Below are 21836 nucleotides of genomic sequence, written 5' to 3' on the forward strand. Positions count from 1 at the left end.
TAGCAGGGACTTAAAAAAATATCAGCGGATGGCGGTTTGGTCGGAATCTGTTTACTCGTACCACCTGGGAAGGGGTGTTTGCTTAGAAGGCGAGCATTGATCTGCTGCGCATTTGGGCAGCAGGTTGCGCAGCGCTAAATCAACCGATGTGCAGTTAAATAAGGAGGTTACGATGAGTCGTCGGGGACAGAGAAGCATTTAGTGCGGGTTTAACTCCCCAAGTTGCTCGATAGCGTTTCATTGGTTTGCGTAAATGTTGTGCTGGGATAAAAACGCTTTGTGTCAGCGGCCAGCAATGGTCGGCTGTCCCGCAGGCCTGCATTCAGCCCGGCCTGCATCGATGCATCTGCCCAGCGCCAGTCGCCCTCGTTTCATCAGCCGCATGGCCGATAGGCCCCGTTTTTGAAACGGCAACTCCCCGTGGCTGAACCGTGGCTCACGCCAAAACGGCTGGTGGGGTTGGCTGATGTTTCGCTGGCGATGGATCAGCAGCGAACAAAACTCGCTGCAAATGCGATTTTCAGCGCGCTTTTGTGGCAGGCCAGCCCACTAACGTGTTAGAAAGCATGCTGATGGTGCGCTTTCGTCTCGGCAATTTGATTTTTCTCTTCTCGGATTCTAGTCCCAGGCGGTTTCATGATTGATCAGTACACTTCTGATGCGTTGCCCAGCGAGAGTCTTGCGGTTGCATCGCTGGATGGGCAACCTGATGCGGAACTTTTGAACGCCTGGGTGAGGGATCATCAGAGGCCCGCGCTGGCTGCTTTGATCCGACGATACAGTGCAATGGTGCTAACGGTCTGTCGTCGACGATGCCGCAGTGAGCACGATGCGCAAGACGCATTTCAGACCACCTTTCTGGCGCTGGCGGGGCAAGCAGACCGAGTGCATCATCCCGAGCGGTTGCCAGGCTGGTTGCATACGGTGGCTCATCGCGCGGCCAATGCAACTTTAGAACGTACCGCCACCGTTGATTTGCAAGAGGTTGATGTCGCGTACCAGCCGGTAGACCCGCTGGAGAGTCTGACATTGCAGCATGAGGCGATGATTTTGGATGAACAGTTGTCTGATCTGCCAGAGCATTATCGATCGGTTCTGGTGTTGTCTCTTTACCAGGGCATGTCCATTGATCAGGTCGCCCGGCATTTAGAGGCCACGCAGGGAACGGTGCGAGGCCGACTGCAACGGGGACGCAGGATGTTGGCCAGTCGATTGCGTCGCCATGGTTTCGTTCCCGTGGTGTTCTTTGCCGCGGTGGCGGCTTCGCGTGCCTCGGCTGTACATGCAATGGCGGCCGCTGAGATTGCTTCCCATCACTTGCCGCCGACGCCAGGAAACGTTCCACAGGTTGATGCGGCACTAACAGCGGGCGCCGAAGGTGTCATTGCAGTCGTGGGGCGTCCCTCGATCAAGGCAATGGGCTTGGCCGCAGCCATGTCCACTCCGCTGGTCGTCGGAGCGTTATTGATCTGGCAGAGCCATTTCGCGGGCAGTCCATCCGCTGACCAACCGGAGTTGTCACTGTCTGCGGTGGCGGAGAATGCTGAGCGTCGATTGGTCGTCGAGGATGTGACCTTTGCTGAATCGGTGACCAGCGATTCCGGCAGCAACGTTGGGACCGTGGCTGCGATGAATGAAGACCAAGCGGATGTCGTGGGGCAGGCCGGTGGTGTCCAGTTGCAGTCGGGCGCATCGCCCGTTGGCGGTGTGATGGAGGCTGGCTCAGGGTTCAGTGCTGGCCCCTTTTTCGGCGGCGGTGCAGGTTTGAACGCTGGGGCAGGGACGCCGATGGATTTTGCTGGCCCGACCACTGTGATTGCAAAAGAGATCGAGGCCAAGCTCGACCAGCCGATGGACCTTAAAGTACACGCAGATCTGGACTCCCTTGCTGTGGAGTTGCAGGCGGCGACCGGATTGCCCGTGACGATTGATTCCCGCAGCTTGCAACTGATTCAGCAAGCGGAAGTGTTGCGGGATCTGAAGCTTGATGTCAAGCAGTTGCCCCTGCGATCAGCATTGTATCAGTTGTTAAGCCCCGCAGGCCTGAAAGCACAGGTTACCGATGACGGCATCGAGCTACTGGCGGACTTTGAAGTGTTGTCACATTGTGGAATTGAGAATGAACGCTGGGTGACTCCGGGGATTGAGTTGGATGAGGAAACGCATGAGAAACTCGAACAGACCGGCTCCTTATTGCTTACTGAATTCCCCTTGGTAGAGGCGGTCCAAGACATGGCGCGTCAATGGGACGTCGCCATCTTGGTCGACCAAAGAGCATTGGAAGAAGAGGGGCTGAGCAGCGAGACTCCGATCAGTTGCACGCTGAAGGATGTGACCCTGCGCGAGGCCCTGAACTTCATCACCCGTGAGCTACAACTCGCTTACACAGTCAACGACAAGGTGCTTACCGTCACGACTGGAACGTCTGTCGAATCGATGCTGGCGTCTCGCATCTATTGGCTTGAGGGGACAGGGCTGCCAAGCAATGATCCTTTCGGCATTATTCAGGTTATCGAGACTTCAATAGCCACCGACAGCTGGGAGGTCATGGGAGGACCATCCACCATTTCACCCATGGGAATCAAGCGTCCTGCCATTTTGGTTTCGACGACCTATCAAACCCATCATCACATCAAGAAGCTGCTCGATGTGATGCGTCACGGACACTTCGGCCGGGCGACGGTTGTCAAACCAAGCAGCGTTGAGAGTGCACCAGTGCCCGCCGGCGGCGGCGGGGTGTTTTAGCAAAGAATCATCGGCTGCAGACCGATAGGCCCCGTTTTTGAAACGGCAACTCCCCGTGACTGAACCGTGACCGAACCGCAGCTCACGCCAAAACGCCTGGTGGGGTTGCTGTTGGGAAACCGCGGCTGATCATCAGCAGGCGACCGGCCAAAAAACTTGCCACGCCAGCCCACTCAGTCGGGGCACCCAGACGCGGGCCTATCTTGGCAGCTTAGAAGCTTTACTTGAAGCTGATCTGCATGCGGTTGTCTTCGCCGATGGCTCCATCGTGATCTTTGCGATCACCCCACAGGTATTCGATCCCGGTTAGGAAGTTCGGTATCGGGTTATACAGCAAGTTTGCCGAAACATAGCGTCCGCGCCGAAACGCATCGTCCGCTTGGCCGCGGAAGGTTTGGACTTCCGTCATGCTCCAACCGATCGATGAACTGTAGCACTTGTTCCAGTAGTGGTCATAGTACAGCACGATCCCTTGCAAGGGCTGCGGAGCTGGGTCCGCGGGGACGACGCCGTTGCGAGGAGCAATGTCTACGCCACCGTCATTCATATAGCCGGCGATCCCATGGCCAAAAACGTACTGACCAATCAGACGATTTTTACCCACGGTATACAGGTTGCCGCTGAGGTTGACACCCCAGCCGACCAGGTTTTCTTTGGGGCGGTTCCCAGCCGGTGGCGGATCGGCAACCGTGTCGTAGCCTAGAGGGCGAATCAATCCCGCGACTTGAAAGTGTCCCGCACCTTCCTGAGTGTATCGATAACGCCAGCCAAAATCTGGAAAGCGTTCAACCGATTGAACATTGGCGCCCAGGTCTTGGATTTCCCGACTGAAGACACCTGTGTCAATTCCAGAGTCCGGCGTTTCCAACGAAAACGCCAGCGAGTGATCGCCTTGGATCGGCGTCCAGCGAATCTGTGGTGTTCGCAGGAACACCATCCCGGCCGGTCCCCAGTAATCGATCACGTTGGGGAACACGTTGATGTCCATGAACAAACTGTGTGTCTGCCCGCCAAGCCAATTGTTATAGCTACCGAAGGCATGTCGCAGCCGAACGGTCGTCTGGCCTTCGTCAGCACCAACACCAAAGAAGTCAAACTCCACCTTAGCGTTTAGATCTCCGCCCGTTGTTGGCACGACAGCGGAAGCGCCTAAGCGTGATTGCCGAACGCTTAGCAGAGCGCTGCCATCGGAGCCGTATTGGCCGGCTTGCGTTGGAACTCGCGAGGGCCGCAGGGTTGACTCCCAGGCCGGCGCGACGCGGTTGAAATCTTGGATGTAATCAACCTGGCCAAATCCGTAAACCGTGACCACAGGTTTGCCAGCTTTGGCACAACCGCAACCGAATCCACATGACGCGCTGCAGCCACCGGGTTTGCAAAAGTCGTCGCAACCTCCCAGGTTGACCTGCACGCCATCGCAGGGGTCACCGTTGCTTGCCAAAGCCACGAAACTGTTTGCTGGCAGCTGGTCGGACGCATTTGCGACGATGACAGTTTGGTGGTCGTCACCAACGCTTTGCTCGGCAGTGTCGCCGCTGTGTTGAGCACTGGCTGGCACCAGTGCGGGAGGCTCTGTCACCGTTTGATTGGTTTGTGGCGTATCCTCGGCCATGGCGTAACTGCACTGTCTTGCCTCTCATGGAATTGGAATTTTGCCTCCGGTGAATTAATCTCACCCCCCGAGGAGAATTCTGATGACAAAAAAACGACGATCTTTCACCGCTTCACAGAAGGCTGATGCGGTTCGCAGGCATCTTAAAGACCAAATTCCTGTCTCGCAGATCGCTGACGAGATGCACGTCCAGCCAACGATGATCCACAACTGGATCAATTCCGTGCTTCAACAGGCTGAACGCTCTTTTGAGTCGCCGCGATCGACGAAGGCTGAAACGTCCAAGCACGATGCCAAGCTCCAGAAGATGCGTGAGAAACTCGACGCTAAGAACGAAGTCATCTCTGAGCTGATGGAGGAGAACATCCGCTCAAAAAAAGAAAATGGGAGCTCTAACCGGTCGCTGGGTTCCTCACGATACACGAGACCAAATCGTCGATTACATCAACCATTGGACGAAACAAACTGAGCTGCCTGCAAAGCAACTGCTGCTGTGGCTTGGCTTGGCGGCCAACAAGTTCCACACCTGGAAGAAACGCTACGGAATGGTCAATGACCACAACGGAAAGATCCCTCGCGACTGGTGGCTCGCGGATTGGGAGCGGCAAGCCATTGTCGCGTTCCATGACAAGAATCCACTGGAGGGTTATCGCCGATTGACTTTCATGATGCTTGACGATGACATCGTTGCGGTGAGCCCTTCGACGGTTTATCGCGTTCTCAAAGCAGCGGGGCGTTTGGACCGCAAATCCGCGACCAAGTCGCTCAAAGGAACAGGCTTCAAACAGCCTAAAAAGCCGCATAGCCATTGGCATACCGATGTTTCTTACATCAACGTTGGTGGAACGTTTTTTTACTTGATCACGGTACTCGATGGCTTCAGTCGTTACATCGTGCACCATGAACTTCGCGAGTCGATGACGGAAGTGGATATTGAGATTGTGATTCAAGCAGCGCTGGAAAAACATCCCGGTGTGAAGCCCCGAATCATCAGCGACAATGGTCCGCAGTACATCGCGAAAGACTTTAAAGCATTCGTTCGCTTCAACGGTTTGACGCATGTGACGACGAGTCCTTACTACCCGCAAAGCAACGGAAAGCAGGAGCGATTTTACGGGACGTTGAAGACGGAGTGCATTCGTCCCAATCCGCCGCGAGATCGTGACGAAGCGGTCAAGCAAATAGCTGCTTATGTGTGTCATTACAACGAGACGCGTTTGCACAGCGGGATCGGTTACATCACGCCAGCGGACTGCTTGAATGGCCTGTCCGGCGAGATCCATGCAGAGCGTGATCGCAAGCTTGAAGAAGCTCGTTCACGCCGTCGCGAGCAAGCATCACTTGCAATCGCGAGCTGATGTGAGAGACTGAGAGAACTTGGTCGGAGGATAGGGCACTGGTGAGGACCAACCCGAGCGCCGTGCCAAGTGAAACGTCGAAGGGCAGCGGTGTCAGACGATGCCGCTACTCTTCCCTTCGATGTTTCCACAATGCGAAAAAACTTCGGGCAGGATGCCTGATCTTCACGGCAGGAAGCCGCCATCCTGTACTACTCGCCGGTTAGCAAATTCCAATTCCCGTTGAACCAAGACAGGTGCTGGCGGTCATGGCCACCGCTGGGCTGTACGATGATAGCGGCGTGTGGTTGTATCACGTTGGTTTGCCAGCCAAGAGCGGCGTTGGCGGTGGCATCATCGCTGTGGCACCAGGCAAATTCGGGATCGCCGCATTCAGTCCACCACTGGATGAAGCTGGCAATAGTGTTCGCGCTCAGAAAGCGATCGAAATGATCGTCAATCGACTGGGGGCTAATCTTTACATCTCCAAACCAGCGAAGTAACCAGCCAACCGCCTGGATCGAATCGATGCGGCATGCAGCTTGTTTAAAGTTGCATGCCGTTTTTCGTTTCGTTGCGCCTGTCTGGTCTCGATCGTCTACGAACCGGGGATCGGTTGAAGTATCCTGGTGCCTGTCCAAGAGGAATGAGCACGTTTTTTGCGCGAGAGAGGCAGATGATGAGAACTGGTGTTGTGGGAATGGTTGCGTTGTTGCTGATGGTGTATTCAGGCCACGCGCCACAGGCAAGGGCTGAGCAGCAGAACGTTGCGAGTTGGCCTGGCAAGCAATCTGAGTGGCATGGCTACACGCGTTATGATTTTCCATTTGCCGGCAAAAAGGCCTATGTGGTGGTTCCCAAGGAGGTTCGCAAAGGCAGCCCTTGGGTCTGGCGGGCAAGGTTTCCCGGTTTTCATGCCGAAGCGGATTTGCTGTTATTGGAACGCGGCTTTCACATCGCGCACCTCGATACCGGCGGGATGCTTGGGAGTGATCCGGCATTGGATCTCTGGGATCAGTTTTATCAGGCCATGACGGCAGATCATGGGCTGAGCAAGCAGGTCGTTCTGGAAGGCGTCAGTCGCGGCGGGCTGTTTGTCTATCGCTGGGCCGCGCGCCATCCCGATCGTGTGGCCTGTCTGTATGCTGACACGCCGGTCTGCGATTTCAAGAGCTGGCCGCTGGGGCAGGGCAGTGGGATTGGTAGTGCCGGCGTATGGCAAACGCTGCTAAAGGAATATCAACTGACCGAGCAGCAGGCGTTGGACTACAAGCAGAATCCAATTGATGTTTTGTCACCGATTGCAGCCGCCAAAATTCCTGTGCTACACATCGTGTCATTGAATGACAAAGTGGTCCCGCCAACAGAAAACACGTTTGTGCTTGCGAAACGTTATCGAGAATTGGGTGGCAAAATGGAGATCATTGAAGTCAAGGAAGGCACCGAGCGATCCCAGGGGCATCACTTCACCCATCCCGATCCCCAGCGAGTGGCCGACTTTATTCAGCGGCACGTTGAAGGCGGCCAGTAGTTTTTGATTCGCCAGCGCTGGGCACGCTTGTTGGCGCGGCGTGCTTGCCGGTGGCAACAACTGATTGCCAATGAAAAAAACGATCGCACCTTGAAGGATGCGATCGTTCGTCATGTCAACTTGGTACGGATGGATCTTAGAACAAGAAGATCGTGTCGATACCGAAGGTGGTTTGATTATCGCCGTCTTCCAGACCAGCAGCGGTGCGGGTCGTGGTTCTGTCCCAGTCGCCGCGAATTTCTGGACGAATCAAGACGTTGGCGTGAGGCTTGTAGTTCAAGCCCACGGTCAACTCGTAGATGTCTCCATCTGCAGCGTAGACGCCCTCTTGGTTGTACCATTCGAAGCGTCCACCAACAGCCCAGCAATCGCTCATCGTGTAGATCAGGTATTGGTTAATACCGTAGGTTTGACGAACCGTTGCACCTGCTGCATCTTCTGAAGTCAGAATGTCGTTCTGGATGATGTACTCAAGGTTGTCAGAGACGTTCCAGTCACCGATCAAAGAGTGCATGTAGCCCTTTTCAACCGATCCGTCACGGTCTCCGAAGCGACCAGCAACGGTAGCGTAGGTCACGGTGAAGTCGTCGGTCAAGCCGAGCGAAACACCACCCAAGAAGCTGTCACCGTTGTCATCAAAGCCACTGTCCCAGCCCAAGGTGTAACCACCCCAGACAGTCACGCAGTCGCTGGGTGTGTACGTCGCCAGGAAGCCCGAGTGAGTGAAGGGCTCGCTGTTGTACATGGTGTACGCGTGGCTATAGAAGAAGTTATCCGGGGCGGTAACAACTTCCCATCCGATGATGGTGTAGAAGTGACCCGCTTTCACAGACAAGTCCCCGTAAGCTGCTTCGACGTACAGCTGTGGAATGGCGGAACCGTAGTCGTTGCCATTGTCCCAGTCGTTGTCCCAGCTGGGTGCAGCGATACCGAAGGCCTGAGTGTCAGGTCCGTCCGTACCGTAAACGTAGTCGATGCGACCACCGATGTCCAAACCGCAAGATCCGTCAACGGCCTTTTCAGCGAACAACCAACCTTGGTGCAGTTGTACTTCGCTGTCACGGCTGTTGAACAGAGAGTTGCGTTTGCTGTGATAGCCCAGTTGTAGCCAGCCACCAGCACTCCAGCCACAGTGATCACCAAACAGTGACCACTGTTCACCGAGGCAGCAGTCGCCTAAGCCATCCAGGCAGCCCAGACCCAAGCCGCAGCTTGATCCGCAGCCACACATTGAGTCGCAGCCATAAGCGTCGCAAGCATCGCCACAGCCACTATCGCAACCACCGCCGCACGAGGTGCAACCGCTGCCAGTGGCAGGAGCGGCTGTCGGTGCCGGTGGAGCAGCGTCGCTAGCTGATTCAGCCGCTTGCTCTTGAGCATAGCGATTGGCGACCGAGTAGATCGGCTGAGCAGGTCCGTTCAGGCCAGGAGCCATTGGAACCGCTTGAGCCGAGTAAGATTTGTACTGGGTCGCATTGCCGGCCTGACCAAAGCAGGTATCGGCAGAAAGTCCCACTGCCGCCAATGAAGCGGTCAAGTGGAGAGCGAGAGAACGTATTCGATCCATGATCATTCCTTTGTGATACCTTGGAAGGTTTCCGTCTGAGTTTGTGGCAGAGTCAAAGGATTGATGACGGGATGCGCGCCAAGGCAAGGCGGTCGATCCTGAGGATCGCCACGCCTTGCCACGCATCATCCGCTTGACGAACCAGACAAGAAGTGTGCTTCCTTGCTTGGTTCATTCGCCCCTGCGAATCAGCCCCAAAGGCAGTGATGGTTTGTGTTTTCGATCAACGCCCGTGATGATCTCTTTGGTTCGATTGTCGACAGACGACATCTACGGGGATGCCTACCTGTTCGCTCGAACCTAACACTGCCGTGATAGGGTTATCGGTGACGCATTGAGTGGAAATGCGTAAACATGGATCGCATCTCACGCGGGTTTGCCCCCAAAACGTGGCTTTCTGATAAGCGGTAGCGGTTGTGTCGATTTGTCTGGCGAGGGGCTAGTGATTCCAGGGTTGTTGTGTTGCCTCGGCATGACGGTGATCTGGCCAATGACCTGGAAAAGCTTGGGTCAAAACGCAAAAAAACCGGCTGCAGCGGATGCTGCAGCCGGTTGTAGAATTCGAGACAAGCTCGAGACCCAATGAATTGTTCTTAGAACAAGAAGATGGTGTCGATACCAAAGGTGGTTTGGTCGTCGCCGTCTTCCAAGCCAGCGTCGACGCCAGCGGTGTTGTCCCAGTCCCAGCGGACTTCAGGACGAACCAGAACGTTGGCGTGAGGCTTGTAGTTCAAGCCTGCTGTCAACGAGGTGACTTCGCCTTCGCTATCGAAGACGCCTTCTTGGTCGTACCATTCGAAGCGTCCACCGTAAGCCAAGCAGTCGTTGACCGTGTAGATCAAGTACTGGTTGATGCCGTAGGTTTCACGAACCGTTGCACCTGCTGCGTCTTCCGTCGACAGGATGTCGTTCTGGAAGATATATTGCAGGTTGTCGCTCAGAGCAACGTCGGCAACGATGGAGTGCATGTAGCCACGCTCGCCAGAGCCAGCACCAACTGAATCGCCGAAGCGACCAGCAACGGTGGCGTAAGTCAAGCTCACGTTGTCAGTCAACGCCAACGAGATTCCACCTAGGAAGCTGTCGCCGTTGTCATCGAAACCACTGTCCCAACCTAGGGTGTAACCACCGTAGACGGTCACGTCGTCGCTTGGAGTGTAGGTGAACAATGCACCGGTGTGAGTAAAGGGCTCACTGTTGTACATGGTGTACGCGTGGCTGTAGAAGAAGTTGTCCGGAGCGGTAACAACTTCCCATCCGATGATGGTGTAGAAGTGACCTACTTTCACAGACAAGTCGCCGTAGCCGGCTTCCATGTACAGTTGAGGAATGGCCGAACCGTAGTCGTTGCCATTGTCCCAGCCATTGTCCCAACCGGTTCCTGTGCCGAAGGCCTGAGTATCAGGTCCATCGGTACCGTAGACGTAATCGATCCGTCCACCGATGTCGAAACCACAAGAGGTGTCGATCGCTTTCTCAGCGTACAACCAAGCTTGGTGCAGCTGGAACTCGTCAGGACGGCTGTTGAACAGGGCGTTGGCGCGGCTGTGGTAGCCCATTTGAACCCAACCACCTGCACTCCAACCACAGTGATCACCGAACAAGCTCCAAGGCTCGCCGATGCAGCAGTTGTGGTCCAGAAGGCCAAGGCCAAGTCCGCTGCCACACATTGAATCGCAGCCGTCGTCGCACATGGCGTCGCAGGCGTCTTCACATCCGCAAACTGGTTCGCTGCAGTCGCAACCAGCTTCTTCGCAGTGTCCGACTAACTGAAATGTCTCATTCGCACTAGCGCTCATGCTGTTGGCGTAAGACGCACAGGCAATCGCGGCCAGCATCGCAATTTTGCTAAGCTTCATCGCTATTAATTCTCCCGAATTCCATTCACTGGGGTCTAAAAATGCCAGGGCAACTACGGTATTTCACGCCCGCGACCAAAAGATAGCGGGCTGTTGAAGACCCCGATTGGTCTGGCCGTTTCGTTTGCCAAGTTCGGATCACTGCGAATGTGTGATTTCAGGAATTCAAAGAAACCATCCACATTCACTGTGGCGAACTTGGCAAGCGTCGTGACCGTCTGACGTGTTGCCTCTGTCGTCACAAGCGGTATCGGGTTTTCTGAGGAGGGTGTTCAGACACAAAGTCGTGTTTTCCACCACGCACCCGAATTGCTGTTCCTCATGTCGCGGTTGCGGAAAGATTCCCGCCTGCGTTAGGCAGGGGCTTTGGGGGGGTGTGGGCAAGTCTTTGCCCGGCGTCAGGGCCATGCGAGCCAGCTGGCCGATCCTTGCCCGTCACATCAGTTGCCGTTTTCCCAGTCCAAGCGGTCGAATCTGGGCGGTCGAATCTGTGAGGCTGGCAGCAGGCCAATAAAAAAACGGCCGACAGCACACCTGCTTTATCAGGCGTCTGCCGGCCGTTTGTCATCTTTAGCCGAGTGTGATTTCGTGGCCAGCTTTCTAGCTGCGAGGGATCTGCCCCGCTTTGGCGTCTGCTGCCGCTGCTGCTGCATCTTCCGCGTCACGTTGTTCCTGAAGTGTATCGATCGTCTCTGGGTCAACCGTTACAACAGGCGTGGTGTCCTGGCTGCAGCCAAAGGAGCCAATCAGCAGGCCAATAATCATCAGGGAAGTGTATCGAGGCATCGGCCCCTCCATATCATCAGTTAAATCGGGATAGTGTTTTCGAAGATTCATGCTGACAAATGCCACTCAGGGTGATGCCTCCGGTCGGGAATCAACCCTGGCGAGCATTTGGGTTCCAACATGATCACCTGGCGAAAACTAGAAGTCTTCGTCGATGGTTTCTTTGCTGGCGCGAGTTCCCAAGGCGCCCCAAATTCCATAGGGGCTTGGAGATCCGGGAGGATTCACGCTGCCAAGTTGCACTGCAGGGGCGTTCTGGTTGCCCGCTTCAATCGAATCGGTGACAAATCGCACGCCACCATCGCCCAACAAGACATGAGCTCCACCAGGGTGCCGGCTGCCAGCGGCGCCAACAAGCTCCATCTGCGTGGCTCGGATCGTGGCCAAGCCCTGAGTGTTCTCCACACAGATCTCGCGGTTTGGTGGCAGGATGGTTTGGAAACCTGTAAAGACCAAGAAGCCGCTGGCCCATTGGAAACCACGGGCACGACTGGACGAGCTGGCATTCTGCAAGTTGGCTAGCTCCGAAGGTGCCCAGAAACCGGGGCGCTCTGGATCCTTGAACTGTTCGCAGAAACTTGGGTTATTGGCCACCGAGTTGAACCCTTTTTCACCGATGTGCGGCTGGGTTCGAACGTCGTTGTCACCGAGATCGGTGGGGATTTCACCGGCCATGATGGTGTTGGACAGTCCGTCCAGTACGTCGCGGAACTTGGTCACCTTCATCGGCACAAACATGCCTCGCTGGCCTGCGTTGAGGCGTGCTTGGCGATCCGCATTCGGTGGCGTCATGTCCCAGTTGTAAGCACCGCTGTTGATGCGATCGACTGCGTCTCCCATGCAGGCCGCGTAGTTCGTCCGCGCATTGGCTGGTAATCCAGAGCCGGGGTCGCTGGGGCAACGTAGCCCGGGGATTTCTGTGACCCAAGGGTCAAATCCTAGCCGGTCAGGGGTCGGCCCCATGGGGTAGTAGCCTTTGGTGATGTCGCCATTGCTGATCTGTTCCCACAACGCTTGTTGTTCAAAAAACGGCGTCAGGCCGACCAAAAAGCTCAGCTGTTTGCGGTTGTCGCGAATGTCGCTGTCCCAGTGACCCACAGCTGCGTTGTCTCCGTTCGTGCCGCCGCGTTGCATGGGCAGCTGCTTGTACGCGGATTCGTAGTTGTGAACCGCCAAGCCCAGTTGCTTCATGTTGTTGCTGCAGCTCATTCGTCGAGCCGCTTCACGAGCGGCCTGAACCGCTGGCAGTAGCAAACCAACCAAGATTCCAATGATGGCAATGACCACCAGCAGTTCCACCAACGTGAACCCGCTGCGATGCGAATGTTTGTGATTCATAAGATTCCTACCGAAAAAAAAAATGCGGGCCATGACATGACAAAGAGCCCGTTTTGTTATGGCCAGGACGCCCGTGAAAGAGGGGAAATCATGATTGTCGAATCAGTGTCACTGGCGGTGTCTCACGAATGCTATGCATCACGGCGCAGCAATCAACCCTTAAAGTGCGGCCAGCCACACTTATTCCGCCAGCGCTCGGCCCGGCTGGTGAAGCGTACCTTGCCTCTTAGGGTGGTTCTGAGTCAATTGCGGCGGTTTGCCGCCTCGCTGCGTTGGATGGGCCGCATTCAGCGCTTGGGGCAACGACATGATCTCTTGCGATGTTGACTTCGCTGCGGCGGGTTCGCACCCACGCCCTCTCGGGTGCCCGTCGATTTGCATCCTGACCCGCTTGGCTGAAAGTCAACGCTGAGTCCAGTGGGTATGATGACCTCTGACCCGGTATGTTTGGCAACCCGGGTCGGCTTAGCAACCCAGTGTGTTTCGATGTGCTCGGCAGTATCTTCGTGATCCGCTTGCGCTGCCGGTGTGGGAAAGGAGAGTGGATCGAAAGAGTGGTGCTGGAAGAAGAGTGGTGCTGGAAGAATGGTGTGACTGAATTGACTGACATGAAAGAGACTGCAACGCGAATGAGAGTCCATTGCCTTGGGATTGCCTCTGGACTGCTGGGGCCGCTCTTTGCTGTGCTGATGCTAGGTGGATGCGGTGATCGGGCGGCCCAAGAGGAGGCGGCGGCGTTGTTGAAGCGACAGCAGCAGCGTTTGATTCAAAAGGATGCTGCGGCGCCAAAGTCGCGCGAGGAACAACTCGTTGACACGCGTCGCTTCCTTGAACAAGACAATCCAGAGTTGGCGATCCAGTCTTTGAAGTCGCTGCTGGTTGCGTCCCCCAATGATCCAGAGGTTTTGTTTGTGCTGGCCCAGACTCAGCACGCTGCCGGTGCGTTGGATTTGGCGGTGCAGGCGATCGAGCAGATGCCAAAGCCTGCCGAGCCGGAGGGTGATGGGCGGTGGCAGCGGCGCGCCTTTGAAGCTGGCAATGACTGGTTAACCGAAGCCGGTCGACTCTCGGCCGCAGAGCGTCTCTTGACGAAGGCGATCGAGCAGTTTCAGGCGGGCTCCCATTCAGTGCGGTTTCGACGGCGCTTAGCAGAGAACTTAGCCCTGCAGGGACGTCGGTTTGAGGCATCGAAGCAGTTGCGCTGGCTGGCCAAACGTGACGCGATTACCGAACGCGAGTTATTTCAGATGCAATTCTTGCGTGGCACGGTGGTTGTTGACGTGCAGAAGGACACCGGGGCAAAGGGCCAGCTCAATCTATCCTTGCTGCGTCAAGCCAAACAAGCCCACGCAGAGTCACGGTCGCGCGAGGCGAACGCGATGATTCGGCCATTGAGTGATGCGTTTCCAGAATCCGCCAGCGTGGCAGCTTTCCAAATGCGTTTGGCTCACGAAATGGGAGACGATCAGGCTTGGCTGGCGCAGCTTGATCAAATGCCTCCCGGAGTTGCCCAGCAGCCGGAGTATTGGTGGACACTCGCCGACTGGTACAGTCAGTCCGGACGCGATCAGATGTTTCTTGGAAACGGTGCAGTTAGATCCAACCGATCGTGTCGCCTACTATGGGCTGGCGGGAGCTCTCAGTCGTTTGGGGGAAGACCAAGCCGCGGCAATTGCCAAGCAGCGCGCGCAATGGTTGACCGAGGCATCGGTGCTGTATTTACAGTTTGGCCAGCAGCCCGGCACCGCCGATCAGCTGATGCAACTGGCATCGCGATTGGAGTCCCTCGGTCGTCCTTGGGAGTCGGCAAGATGGAAGCAATTAGCGATTCGTAAAGCCTCGCAAGCTCAGCAGCGAACACTGGGGCAGAGTCCGTTGAGTGATCTCATGACGATCGACTGGACTCAATGGGCAGCCGAGCAAGAGGCGGCCTTACCCGATGGCTTTCAGCTCTGTGGTTTAGAACTCAGTCAGTGGGAGCCGCCCGATGTAGGAGTCGTCGCATCCACGCTTCTTGCAGACCAACCCGTCGGCTTAGCCGGCACGTCGTCGACCGTTTTTCAACTGGTGAATGTCGCCGCCGACGTTGGCTTGCAGTTTCAATACGACTGCGGTTCGCAGCATGAAGATCGAACGTACGTGTATGAGGCCACCGGGGGAGGCATTGGTGTTGTAGATTTCGATCTCGATGGCTGGCCAGATTTGTACTTCACCGACGGAGGCGGCTTGCCATTCGATCAAGGGTCCTGTCACCCTAGTGTGGTTTATCGGAATCTGGCTGGAACCGGGTATCAGGTGGTCACGGATTCTGCCGGTGGCCAAAACGGTGGCTATGGGCAAGGCGTCGCGATTGCGGATCTGAACCAGGATGGATTTCCGGATGTGTTGGTCGCAAATCTTGGACGCAATGCCATCTTTTTGAATCAAGGGGATGGTAGCTTTCGTCGGCTTCAAGCGGATGCCGAAGAACCGCATTTGATCAATGGTTCTTTTTGGACCTCGTCGATTGCTTGCGCAGATCTTAGCGGTGACGGGTTGCCGGAACTGCTTGAAGTCAATTACATCGACGACCCTAAGGTCTTAGAAATCTATTGCAGTGGGAAAGAAGATCATTGTAGCCCGCGGCAGTTTCGGCCGGCAGCGGACCGAGTGTTTACGGTTCGCGCCGATGGTCGCATTCAGCCTTGGCAGGGGATGCCAGGGATTGAATCGTTGCCCAGTTTAGGCTTTGGCGTCGTGGTCGCAGATTTTGATCAGCAAGCTGGCAACGATGTTTACTTGACCAATGATGGGATGCCCAATCACTATTGGCAGTCGCAAGTGGCAACCGATCGGGCCGATGCGACGAATCAGCAAGCCGATTACGTGCTGGATGAAGCCGCCAGTCTATCAGGCAATGCAGTGGGTTCATTTGGCCAAGCACCGGGGTCGATGGGACTGGCAGCCGGTGACTTCGATCGTGATGGCAATTTGGATTTGCATGTCACCAATTATTCGAACCAGCCTTCTGACCTGTATCTACAAAAGACGCCCTCGGTCTTTGTGCACAGTGCGACCCGCTGGGGACTGGCTCAGGAAACGTTTCCTATGGTCGGCTGGGGAACCCAATCGATTGATGTTGATCGTGATGGCTGGTTGGACCTGGTGATCCTGAACGGGCATTTGCATGATTTTCAATCGGCGAACAGGCCGTATCGCATGTGGCCCCAATTATACCGCGGCGGTCCAGACGGTTTTCGTCGTGAGCTGTCCCAGCAGTCCGATGGCTATTGGTCACAGCCCGCGCTGGGCAGGGCCTTGGTGACGCTGGATTGGAATCGTGACGGAAAGACGGATCTGGTTGCCGGGGATTTGGAAGCGCCGACTGCACTCTTGGAAAACCGATCGGCCGGTGGTCGTGTCTTGAACCTGCAACTGGTTGGAACTGATTGCGAACGCGATGCCATCGGAGCCAGGGTTGAAATTCAGATCGGGCAGCAAAAAATGGTCCACTGGGTGACCGCTGGCGACGGCTTGTTATGCAGCAACCAAAAACAACTCTCCATCGGCGTCGGCCAAGCAAAGCAAGTGGACCGAGTTCTCGTCCGCTGGCCAACTGGCAACATCAGCGAGTCTGCCAATGTTCAAACCAACGCCGGTTATCTAGTCATTGAGTCCCAAGACGAATGGTTTGAAATCAATCGCTATGAGGATGCGTTGAAAAGCAGATCGCAGGGTCGCTGACGCGAGTGAGTCTGCGTCCGCTTGCTCGACCGATTGCAGGTCGCCAGTGGTTTCGTTTCCAGTGTCAGGCCGCGCGGCAAAGGATTCCGCATCGCCTGGCGATGGCCTTCGCGTCTAGCCTGCGGTTTCTTGGTCTGCCGGTCTGTCGTTGACTTGCTTGCTGGTCAACGGTGCAAAGGTTTAAACGTCTCGCGACGTCGTGAAGGTCCTCACCCTGAAAAGGCCTAGGGGAGGTGTTAAAACGAGCCAAAATGAGCCAAAATGGTCGATAACGACGGCGGTTCGTTTCATCATTAGGATCACAGATCATGGTTTTTTGGCGTTCAAAGAAGAAAGTCGACGATTCGGCAGCCGAATCTGCTTCGCCCAGCGAAGCTCCCGTTCAGGGCGAAGCGGAAATCCAGGCAGAGGTGCCGCCTGAGCAACCCGCAGCACCGGCGCCAGCAGCTCCGGCTTCGGCAGCCCAGCCAGTGGCTTCGGCAGCCCAGCCAGTGGCGGCCGAAGCACCCTCATCCACAGCGGCTGACGATCCGCCTGCCAAGAAAGGCGGGCTGTTCGCACGTTTCAAGTCCGGGCTGCAGAAAACCCGTCAGGCTCTGAATACCGATATTCGTGACCTGTTCAAGGACGAAGGCCGGTTGGTGGATGATGAATTCCTTGGTGAGTTATTCGCCAAGCTGATTCGCACCGACATGGGCGCTGGTCCCGCTGAAGAACTGCGTGATGACATCGCCAAGCGATACCGCGGCCGGAAGGTTCAGTTAAGCGACATCATTGGGTCGATCACTGAACAGACGCGGGAAATGCTCAGGCAGGATGCGGCGCCGCTGAATCTTCCTGGCACGCCTTCGGTGATCCTGGTGGTCGGTGTCAACGGCAGCGGTAAAACGACCTCGATTGGCAAGCTGTCGAATCACCTCGTCGGTCAGGGCAAGAAAGTGGTTCTCGGTGCTGGCGACACGTTCCGCGCCGCGGCGGTGGAGCAGTTGACGATTTGGTCACAGCGAATCGGTTGCGACATCGTCACCGGCAAGCCAGGGGCCGATCCGGCCAGTGTTGCTTACCAAACGGTTGACAAGGCGATTGAGATCGGCGCCGACGTGGCGATCATTGATACCGCAGGTCGACTGCAGACGCAATCAAACCTGATGCAGGAACTGGACAAGATTCGCCGCGTGGTCAGTAAGAAAATTGAAAATGCACCGCATGAGGTGTTGTTGGTGCTTGATGCCACCGCCGGACAGAATGCGCTCAGCCAAGCCAGTGGCTTCAGTGATGCTGCGGGTTGCACGGGCATCGTGCTTGCCAAACTAGATGGTTCGGCGCGCGGTGGTGTGATCTTGCCGATTCGTCGTCAGTTTCAGTTGCCCGTCAAATTCGTTGGCTTGGGCGAAAGCATTGAAGACATTGCACCCTTTGATGCCGATCAATTCGCTTCGGCGTTGTTTAGTGACTGAGTGCTTGAATCGTTCGCCAATCCGGAATCATCATGTTGCACCTTCAAAGTGAATCCACCAAACGCTGGCTCAATCAAGTCGATCAGCATTTGGATGAAGTCTTGATCGACCATGCTCATTGCGAACGAAAAGCTGCCAGCACAGCGATGAGCCTGATGAATTCCTATACCGAGAATCGTGAGCTGTGCGTTGAGATGACGCGCATCATCGAAGAGGAACTCGAGCACTATCACATGGTGATGGAGGTGCTTGATGAACGCGAGATCTCGTTTTGTCGTCTGCCCAGCGGGCACTATGGACGCGAACTAAATGCACTCACTCGGCCTCAGGAACCAAACCGCGCGGTCGATCGATTGCTGATCGCTTCGTTGATTGAAGCACGTAGCTGTGAACGGTTCAAGTTGCTGGCACAGCACATCAAAGAACGTGACCCCAAGCTGGCCGAGTTCTATGCGAGTTTGTTTGAATCTGAAGCCCGCCATCACACCACCTATGTGCAATTGGCAGAGCACTTTGCTGCGCGCGACGAAGTGATGCAGCGTCTAGACCAGCTGTCCGCAGCGGAAACAGAAATCATTGCCAAAGGTTCCCCCTTGGCTCGCATGCATAGCTAGTGTTCGTGTTTCACGCTGCCAGGGGCTGTGTTTCCGGGATCGATTTTGGGTTGCACAAAACGCAGTGAACGAGTTTCACGGGCGCTCTCTGCCCGCGCGAAGCCTGCTGGCTTGGCAGCCGTGCTGTTGGTCTGAATTGCCTTGGTCGATCGACGCGTTAGCCTTGCCTTGTTGCCGAAGGAATCGGGGATCGCTGGCCGTTGGGGCCGCTGATGCAATGCTGTCATTGCTGCAATTGGGACGGAGTCCATTGAACGGGTTGTGTTCAAGTGGTTGGCTCAAGGGAGGTTGCTGTGATGAAGGTTATGAAGTTTGGCTATCAGTCGCTGGTGTTGGTTTGCTTGCTCTCGGTTCATCTTTCCGGTGGTTCGGCAAGTGCCGTCGAGCCCGCGAGGATCCACTTTGATTTGCCCGGAGTGGCAGTGGCGAACGAGGGCGAATCGGTCGAGGGAGGCCGCGTCATTGACATCGATTTACCGTTGTCGTTGATCTGGAATCAGGAAGGCACCCGTCTGACACGCGCCTTGCCACCGATCGATCACATGCTGGTCCGTGTCTCAATGCGCAACTCAGCGCCCGTGGTCGGGTATCAGCCGAAAACAACGTATCAATCAGAATTCGTCGGTCCCGTTGCGATCACGACCAAACACGAATCGGCATCGACCATCGGATTGAATGTGGATGCCGTCATGCATCCGTTTCGAATTCATGGCGGTAGCGATCGGAATGACAAGCAATCCGACGCCAGTGAATATCAGCAGCACGCCCCTCGACAGGCTGTGATTGCGGCGGGAACCATTGATCGAGGCGAAGGGGTTTACTACAAGCTTCGCTGGACGCGTCAAAACGTGCTCGAAGGCGAGAAGCGATTCCAGGCCTCGTTCGCCGTGCCCGGTCAATGGCGGGGCGGAGTGCTGGATGTTTCCGTCCAAGCGATGTCGGTCAAGGAAAGCGTTTTCCGGCGTCATGGCATTCACGCTCTGGACCAACAGCACTTTGTTGTCGCTCTTTATCAGCACGGTGACGTGGAAGCCGCTCAAGCCGCGCGAGCATTGGCAAAGTTCGATCGTCAGTTGCAAGCAAGCGTCGATGTCCAACCAACGTGGTCCAGCAAACTAGCGGGAACACTTTCAACGGTGAGCACACCGGCGGTTAAGCAATGGCTTTCGGAATGGGATCATCAGGCTCGATCGGAAAAACTGTATCGACAAGTGATCAGCAGCGACCTGGATCAACGAGCAGAGCTCCTGATTGATCGCTTGCCGCATTCAGTGCAGCGGTCCGTGCGTCAGTACAACCAGGCCCAGCAAGAACTGTTAACCCTCACCAAGTAGAATCGGCGTCCCCAGTCGCTTCGGGATGCCGTTTTTTCACACCAGGCGATCATTTTAGGAGCCGCCAGTCACGTCGCGAGGGCAGTTCTCTGGCAAACAAACGCCTCTGGCCCTACTTGTCTCGTCGAGGAATTGTCCTAATGTATGTCAGCGGAGGAACGTCTCGTGGTGAGAGGCACCTGCCGCTGGTTTCCTTTTGGACCCGATCTTTTGGACCCGACGAAGAGCCCTTTGATGAATGCAGCTTTGATCAGCTTGTTGAACGCGGTGTTGTTGATTGCAATGGGATTGTGGGGCTATTTTTCAGCGGAAGATCCTTCGCCCACGGCGCTCATTCCTGTTGGTTTTGGCGTCTTGATTGCCGCCTGTTTCACCGGGGTTCGTAGCCAAAGCAAAGCGGTGGCTCACATTGCCGTGCTGTTGACCTTGGTGGTTTTGCTGGCGCTGTGCATGCCTTTGATGAGTGCCGTCAAGGGTGGCCGCGGTGACGCGATCGGCCGAATCTTGGTCATGCAAGTTTCCAGTCTGTTGGCCATGGTTGCCTTTGTGCGCAGTTTCATCGACGCGCGCCGTCGCAAAACAGACGCCGCCGAGTAGCCTGTCCCAGCACATTCGCGGCAAGGGCGTTCGCTGCGGTAAAGCGATCCCTTGGCAGGCGGCTCTCTGAACAGCGATCTGCCCTAACAGCCGATCGGAGCTTTTCTCTGGCGCACTGCATTCTGGCGCACTGCATTCTGGGGACCTGATCCCCTACAGATTGCGAATGCCCTGTGCCGTCACAAAGCTGGCACCAAATCCGTTTTTGATGGGCACTCGCTGATCAAATTTCAGTGAGCGGCTTTCGATTCCAGCGGCACGCTAACGCTTCATCTGTTCTTTCATCGATTGGCGAAATTCAGCAGGTAAGATCATGCCCGGGTCGGTCGGTCGCTGAATGCGAGGCGTGATCAGAATGATCTGGTAAAGGTCATGTGACGTGAACACATTGCGCTTTTCGCCGGAGGGCACAGTGATCTTTTCATGAAGGTAGGGGTCGATCAGCAACGAGTGTTTGGTGGGCACTGTCGAACCGACTTGCAAGGCATGGCAGTGCTGTTTGATCGCATTGACTTTGCAGTCGTTCGACCCAACGCCAAAGACCTCTAGCGTATCAACCTCAGCCGTTTTGCGCTGAATCATTTGGAAATCAATCTTCAGCTGGTTCCCAGGCAGCGTGACCGCTTTGGCCTGCAGCGAGGTGCCTTCAGAGATCGGGCGTGAACGGACAGCTGTCGCTGGCTGGTTGTCAACCATCACGCGTTCTACATCCGTCATGTAGTGACTTTGATTGGTCGTCGAAACAGCACCGGATTCACCAAGGTTGGTGACGATCACTGGCCGCGAAATGGTTTTGACGTATTGGCCTGATTGCAGCAACCGCAAGACCGCGGCTAGATCGCTGGGCTGAATCGTTGCGGTGGAAACAATCGTGTTCGCATCCACCTGATGGCGATTGCTGGAGTTTGTCCGTCGCGCCGTCTGTTCCTCAGGCTGTGGGGCTTCTGGGTTTGGCAGAATCCGATCCGCCACGGCGGTCAAGTTCGGTGACGGTTCCACATCGAAGGTTGAGTGGAGTTTGGTCTGAACATTCTCATCGCCAATCAGCTTGTAAAGTTGGCGCCGCGTGTTGGCATCGATCGATAACCATTGGATTTCAAATCGCACCCGGTTGCCGGTTTTTGCCAAACCCAGCTGACGGCGTTCAAGTTGCTGTTTCCAGCCAGGTGCACTCGGGGCGTTTGCGGGGCTCGTCTGGCTGTTCGGTGCAGAGGCAGGCAGATTGGCAACGCCTGTTTCTTGGGCGGCCGCAAATCCAGGCAGCGACGCCATCAAGATCAAGCTTGCAAGAAGGCAACGAGACATGGCCGAGCTCCAGGATTCTGTATTCTGCTAA

The 21836-nt window shown here is 55.8% G+C and carries 17 protein-coding genes; 11 read left to right on the top strand and 6 right to left on the bottom strand.

Annotated elements, in window-relative coordinates; genetic code table 11:
- The first annotated feature begins 636 nt into the window (after positions 1 to 636).
- On the top strand, positions 637 to 2745 hold the full coding sequence (locus SV7mr_RS00710) for an RNA polymerase sigma factor (protein ID WP_145268301.1): 2109 nt from the start codon (positions 637 to 639) through the stop codon (positions 2743 to 2745).
- A gap of 220 nt (positions 2746 to 2965) precedes the next feature.
- On the opposite strand, the gene SV7mr_RS00715 is transcribed toward SV7mr_RS00710, so the two are convergent.
- Positions 2966 to 4357, bottom strand: a complete 1392-nt coding sequence (locus tag SV7mr_RS00715; protein ID WP_419187929.1) for a DcaP family trimeric outer membrane transporter — start codon at positions 4355 to 4357, stop codon at positions 2966 to 2968.
- A gap of 82 nt (positions 4358 to 4439) precedes the next feature.
- On the opposite strand from SV7mr_RS00715, the gene SV7mr_RS00720 reads away from it, so the two are divergent.
- From SV7mr_RS00720 to SV7mr_RS00735, 4 genes are all read left to right on the top strand, one after another.
- Positions 4440 to 4826, top strand: a complete 387-nt coding sequence (locus tag SV7mr_RS00720) for a transposase (RefSeq protein ID WP_145268303.1) — start codon at positions 4440 to 4442, stop codon at positions 4824 to 4826.
- Positions 4741 to 5715, top strand: a complete 975-nt coding sequence (locus SV7mr_RS00725; protein WP_419187930.1) for an IS3 family transposase — start codon at positions 4741 to 4743, stop codon at positions 5713 to 5715. The genes SV7mr_RS00720 and SV7mr_RS00725 overlap by 86 nt, the downstream gene beginning before the upstream one ends.
- A 236-nt stretch (positions 5716 to 5951) precedes the next feature.
- Positions 5952 to 6197, top strand: a complete 246-nt coding sequence (locus tag SV7mr_RS00730; protein WP_473163665.1) for a glutaminase — start codon at positions 5952 to 5954, stop codon at positions 6195 to 6197.
- Positions 6198 to 6370: 173 nt separating this feature from the next.
- Complete coding sequence (locus tag SV7mr_RS00735; protein ID WP_145268305.1) at positions 6371 to 7225, top strand: alpha/beta hydrolase family protein; 855 nt, start codon at positions 6371 to 6373, stop codon at positions 7223 to 7225.
- 136 nt (positions 7226 to 7361) lie between these two features.
- On the opposite strand, the gene SV7mr_RS00740 is transcribed toward SV7mr_RS00735, so the two are convergent.
- The 4 genes from SV7mr_RS00740 to SV7mr_RS00755 all read right to left on the bottom strand — a co-directional run bounded on the left by SV7mr_RS00740 (position 7362) and on the right by SV7mr_RS00755 (position 12775).
- Positions 7362 to 8792 (bottom strand): porin, encoded by a 1431-nt coding sequence (locus tag SV7mr_RS00740; protein ID WP_419187931.1) that lies wholly within the window; start codon positions 8790 to 8792, stop codon positions 7362 to 7364.
- 593 nt (positions 8793 to 9385) lie between these two features.
- Positions 9386 to 10591 carry a porin gene (locus SV7mr_RS00745; RefSeq protein WP_419188509.1) on the bottom strand — a complete coding sequence of 402 codons (1206 nt, stop codon included), beginning with the start codon at positions 10589 to 10591 and terminating at the stop codon, positions 9386 to 9388.
- A 660-nt stretch (positions 10592 to 11251) separates the two neighbouring features.
- The gene (locus tag SV7mr_RS00750; protein ID WP_145268309.1) at positions 11252 to 11488 is read right to left on the bottom strand and encodes a hypothetical protein; all 237 of its coding nucleotides are present in this window, start codon (positions 11486 to 11488) and stop codon (positions 11252 to 11254) included.
- An 87-nt stretch (positions 11489 to 11575) separates the two neighbouring features.
- The gene (locus SV7mr_RS00755; RefSeq protein WP_145268311.1) at positions 11576 to 12775 is read right to left on the bottom strand and encodes a DUF1559 domain-containing protein; all 1200 of its coding nucleotides are present in this window, start codon (positions 12773 to 12775) and stop codon (positions 11576 to 11578) included.
- A gap of 590 nt (positions 12776 to 13365) precedes the next feature.
- Here SV7mr_RS00755 and SV7mr_RS24970 point away from each other — a divergent pair.
- The 6 genes from SV7mr_RS24970 to SV7mr_RS00780 all read left to right on the top strand — a co-directional run bounded on the left by SV7mr_RS24970 (position 13366) and on the right by SV7mr_RS00780 (position 20500).
- Positions 13366 to 14610, top strand: coding sequence for a tetratricopeptide repeat protein (locus SV7mr_RS24970; protein ID WP_419187932.1), 1245 nt, complete (start codon positions 13366 to 13368; stop codon positions 14608 to 14610).
- Between the two features lie 52 nt (positions 14611 to 14662).
- On the top strand, positions 14663 to 16498 hold the full coding sequence (locus SV7mr_RS00760) for a CRTAC1 family protein (RefSeq protein WP_419188510.1): 1836 nt from the start codon (positions 14663 to 14665) through the stop codon (positions 16496 to 16498).
- Between the two features lie 308 nt (positions 16499 to 16806).
- A complete protein-coding gene (gene ftsY, locus SV7mr_RS00765; RefSeq protein WP_145268315.1) occupies positions 16807 to 17955 on the top strand; it encodes a signal recognition particle-docking protein FtsY in 1149 nt (382 codons plus the stop codon).
- A 32-nt stretch (positions 17956 to 17987) separates the two neighbouring features.
- Positions 17988 to 18569 carry a MiaE family protein gene (locus SV7mr_RS00770; RefSeq protein WP_145268317.1) on the top strand — a complete coding sequence of 194 codons (582 nt, stop codon included), beginning with the start codon at positions 17988 to 17990 and terminating at the stop codon, positions 18567 to 18569.
- A gap of 296 nt (positions 18570 to 18865) precedes the next feature.
- Positions 18866 to 19903 (top strand): hypothetical protein, encoded by a 1038-nt coding sequence (locus SV7mr_RS00775; protein WP_145268319.1) that lies wholly within the window; start codon positions 18866 to 18868, stop codon positions 19901 to 19903.
- A gap of 234 nt (positions 19904 to 20137) precedes the next feature.
- Positions 20138 to 20500, top strand: a complete 363-nt coding sequence (locus tag SV7mr_RS00780; RefSeq protein ID WP_145268321.1) for a hypothetical protein — start codon at positions 20138 to 20140, stop codon at positions 20498 to 20500.
- A 261-nt stretch (positions 20501 to 20761) separates the two neighbouring features.
- Here the strand turns inward: SV7mr_RS00780 and SV7mr_RS00785 are convergent, their stop codons facing one another.
- Positions 20762 to 21805, bottom strand: coding sequence for a hypothetical protein (locus SV7mr_RS00785; RefSeq protein WP_145268323.1), 1044 nt, complete (start codon positions 21803 to 21805; stop codon positions 20762 to 20764).
- Positions 21806 to 21836 lie beyond the last annotated feature (31 nt).

The organism is Stieleria bergensis (assembly GCA_007745635.1).
Classification (GTDB): Bacteria; Planctomycetota; Planctomycetia; order Pirellulales; family Pirellulaceae; genus Stieleria; species Stieleria bergensis.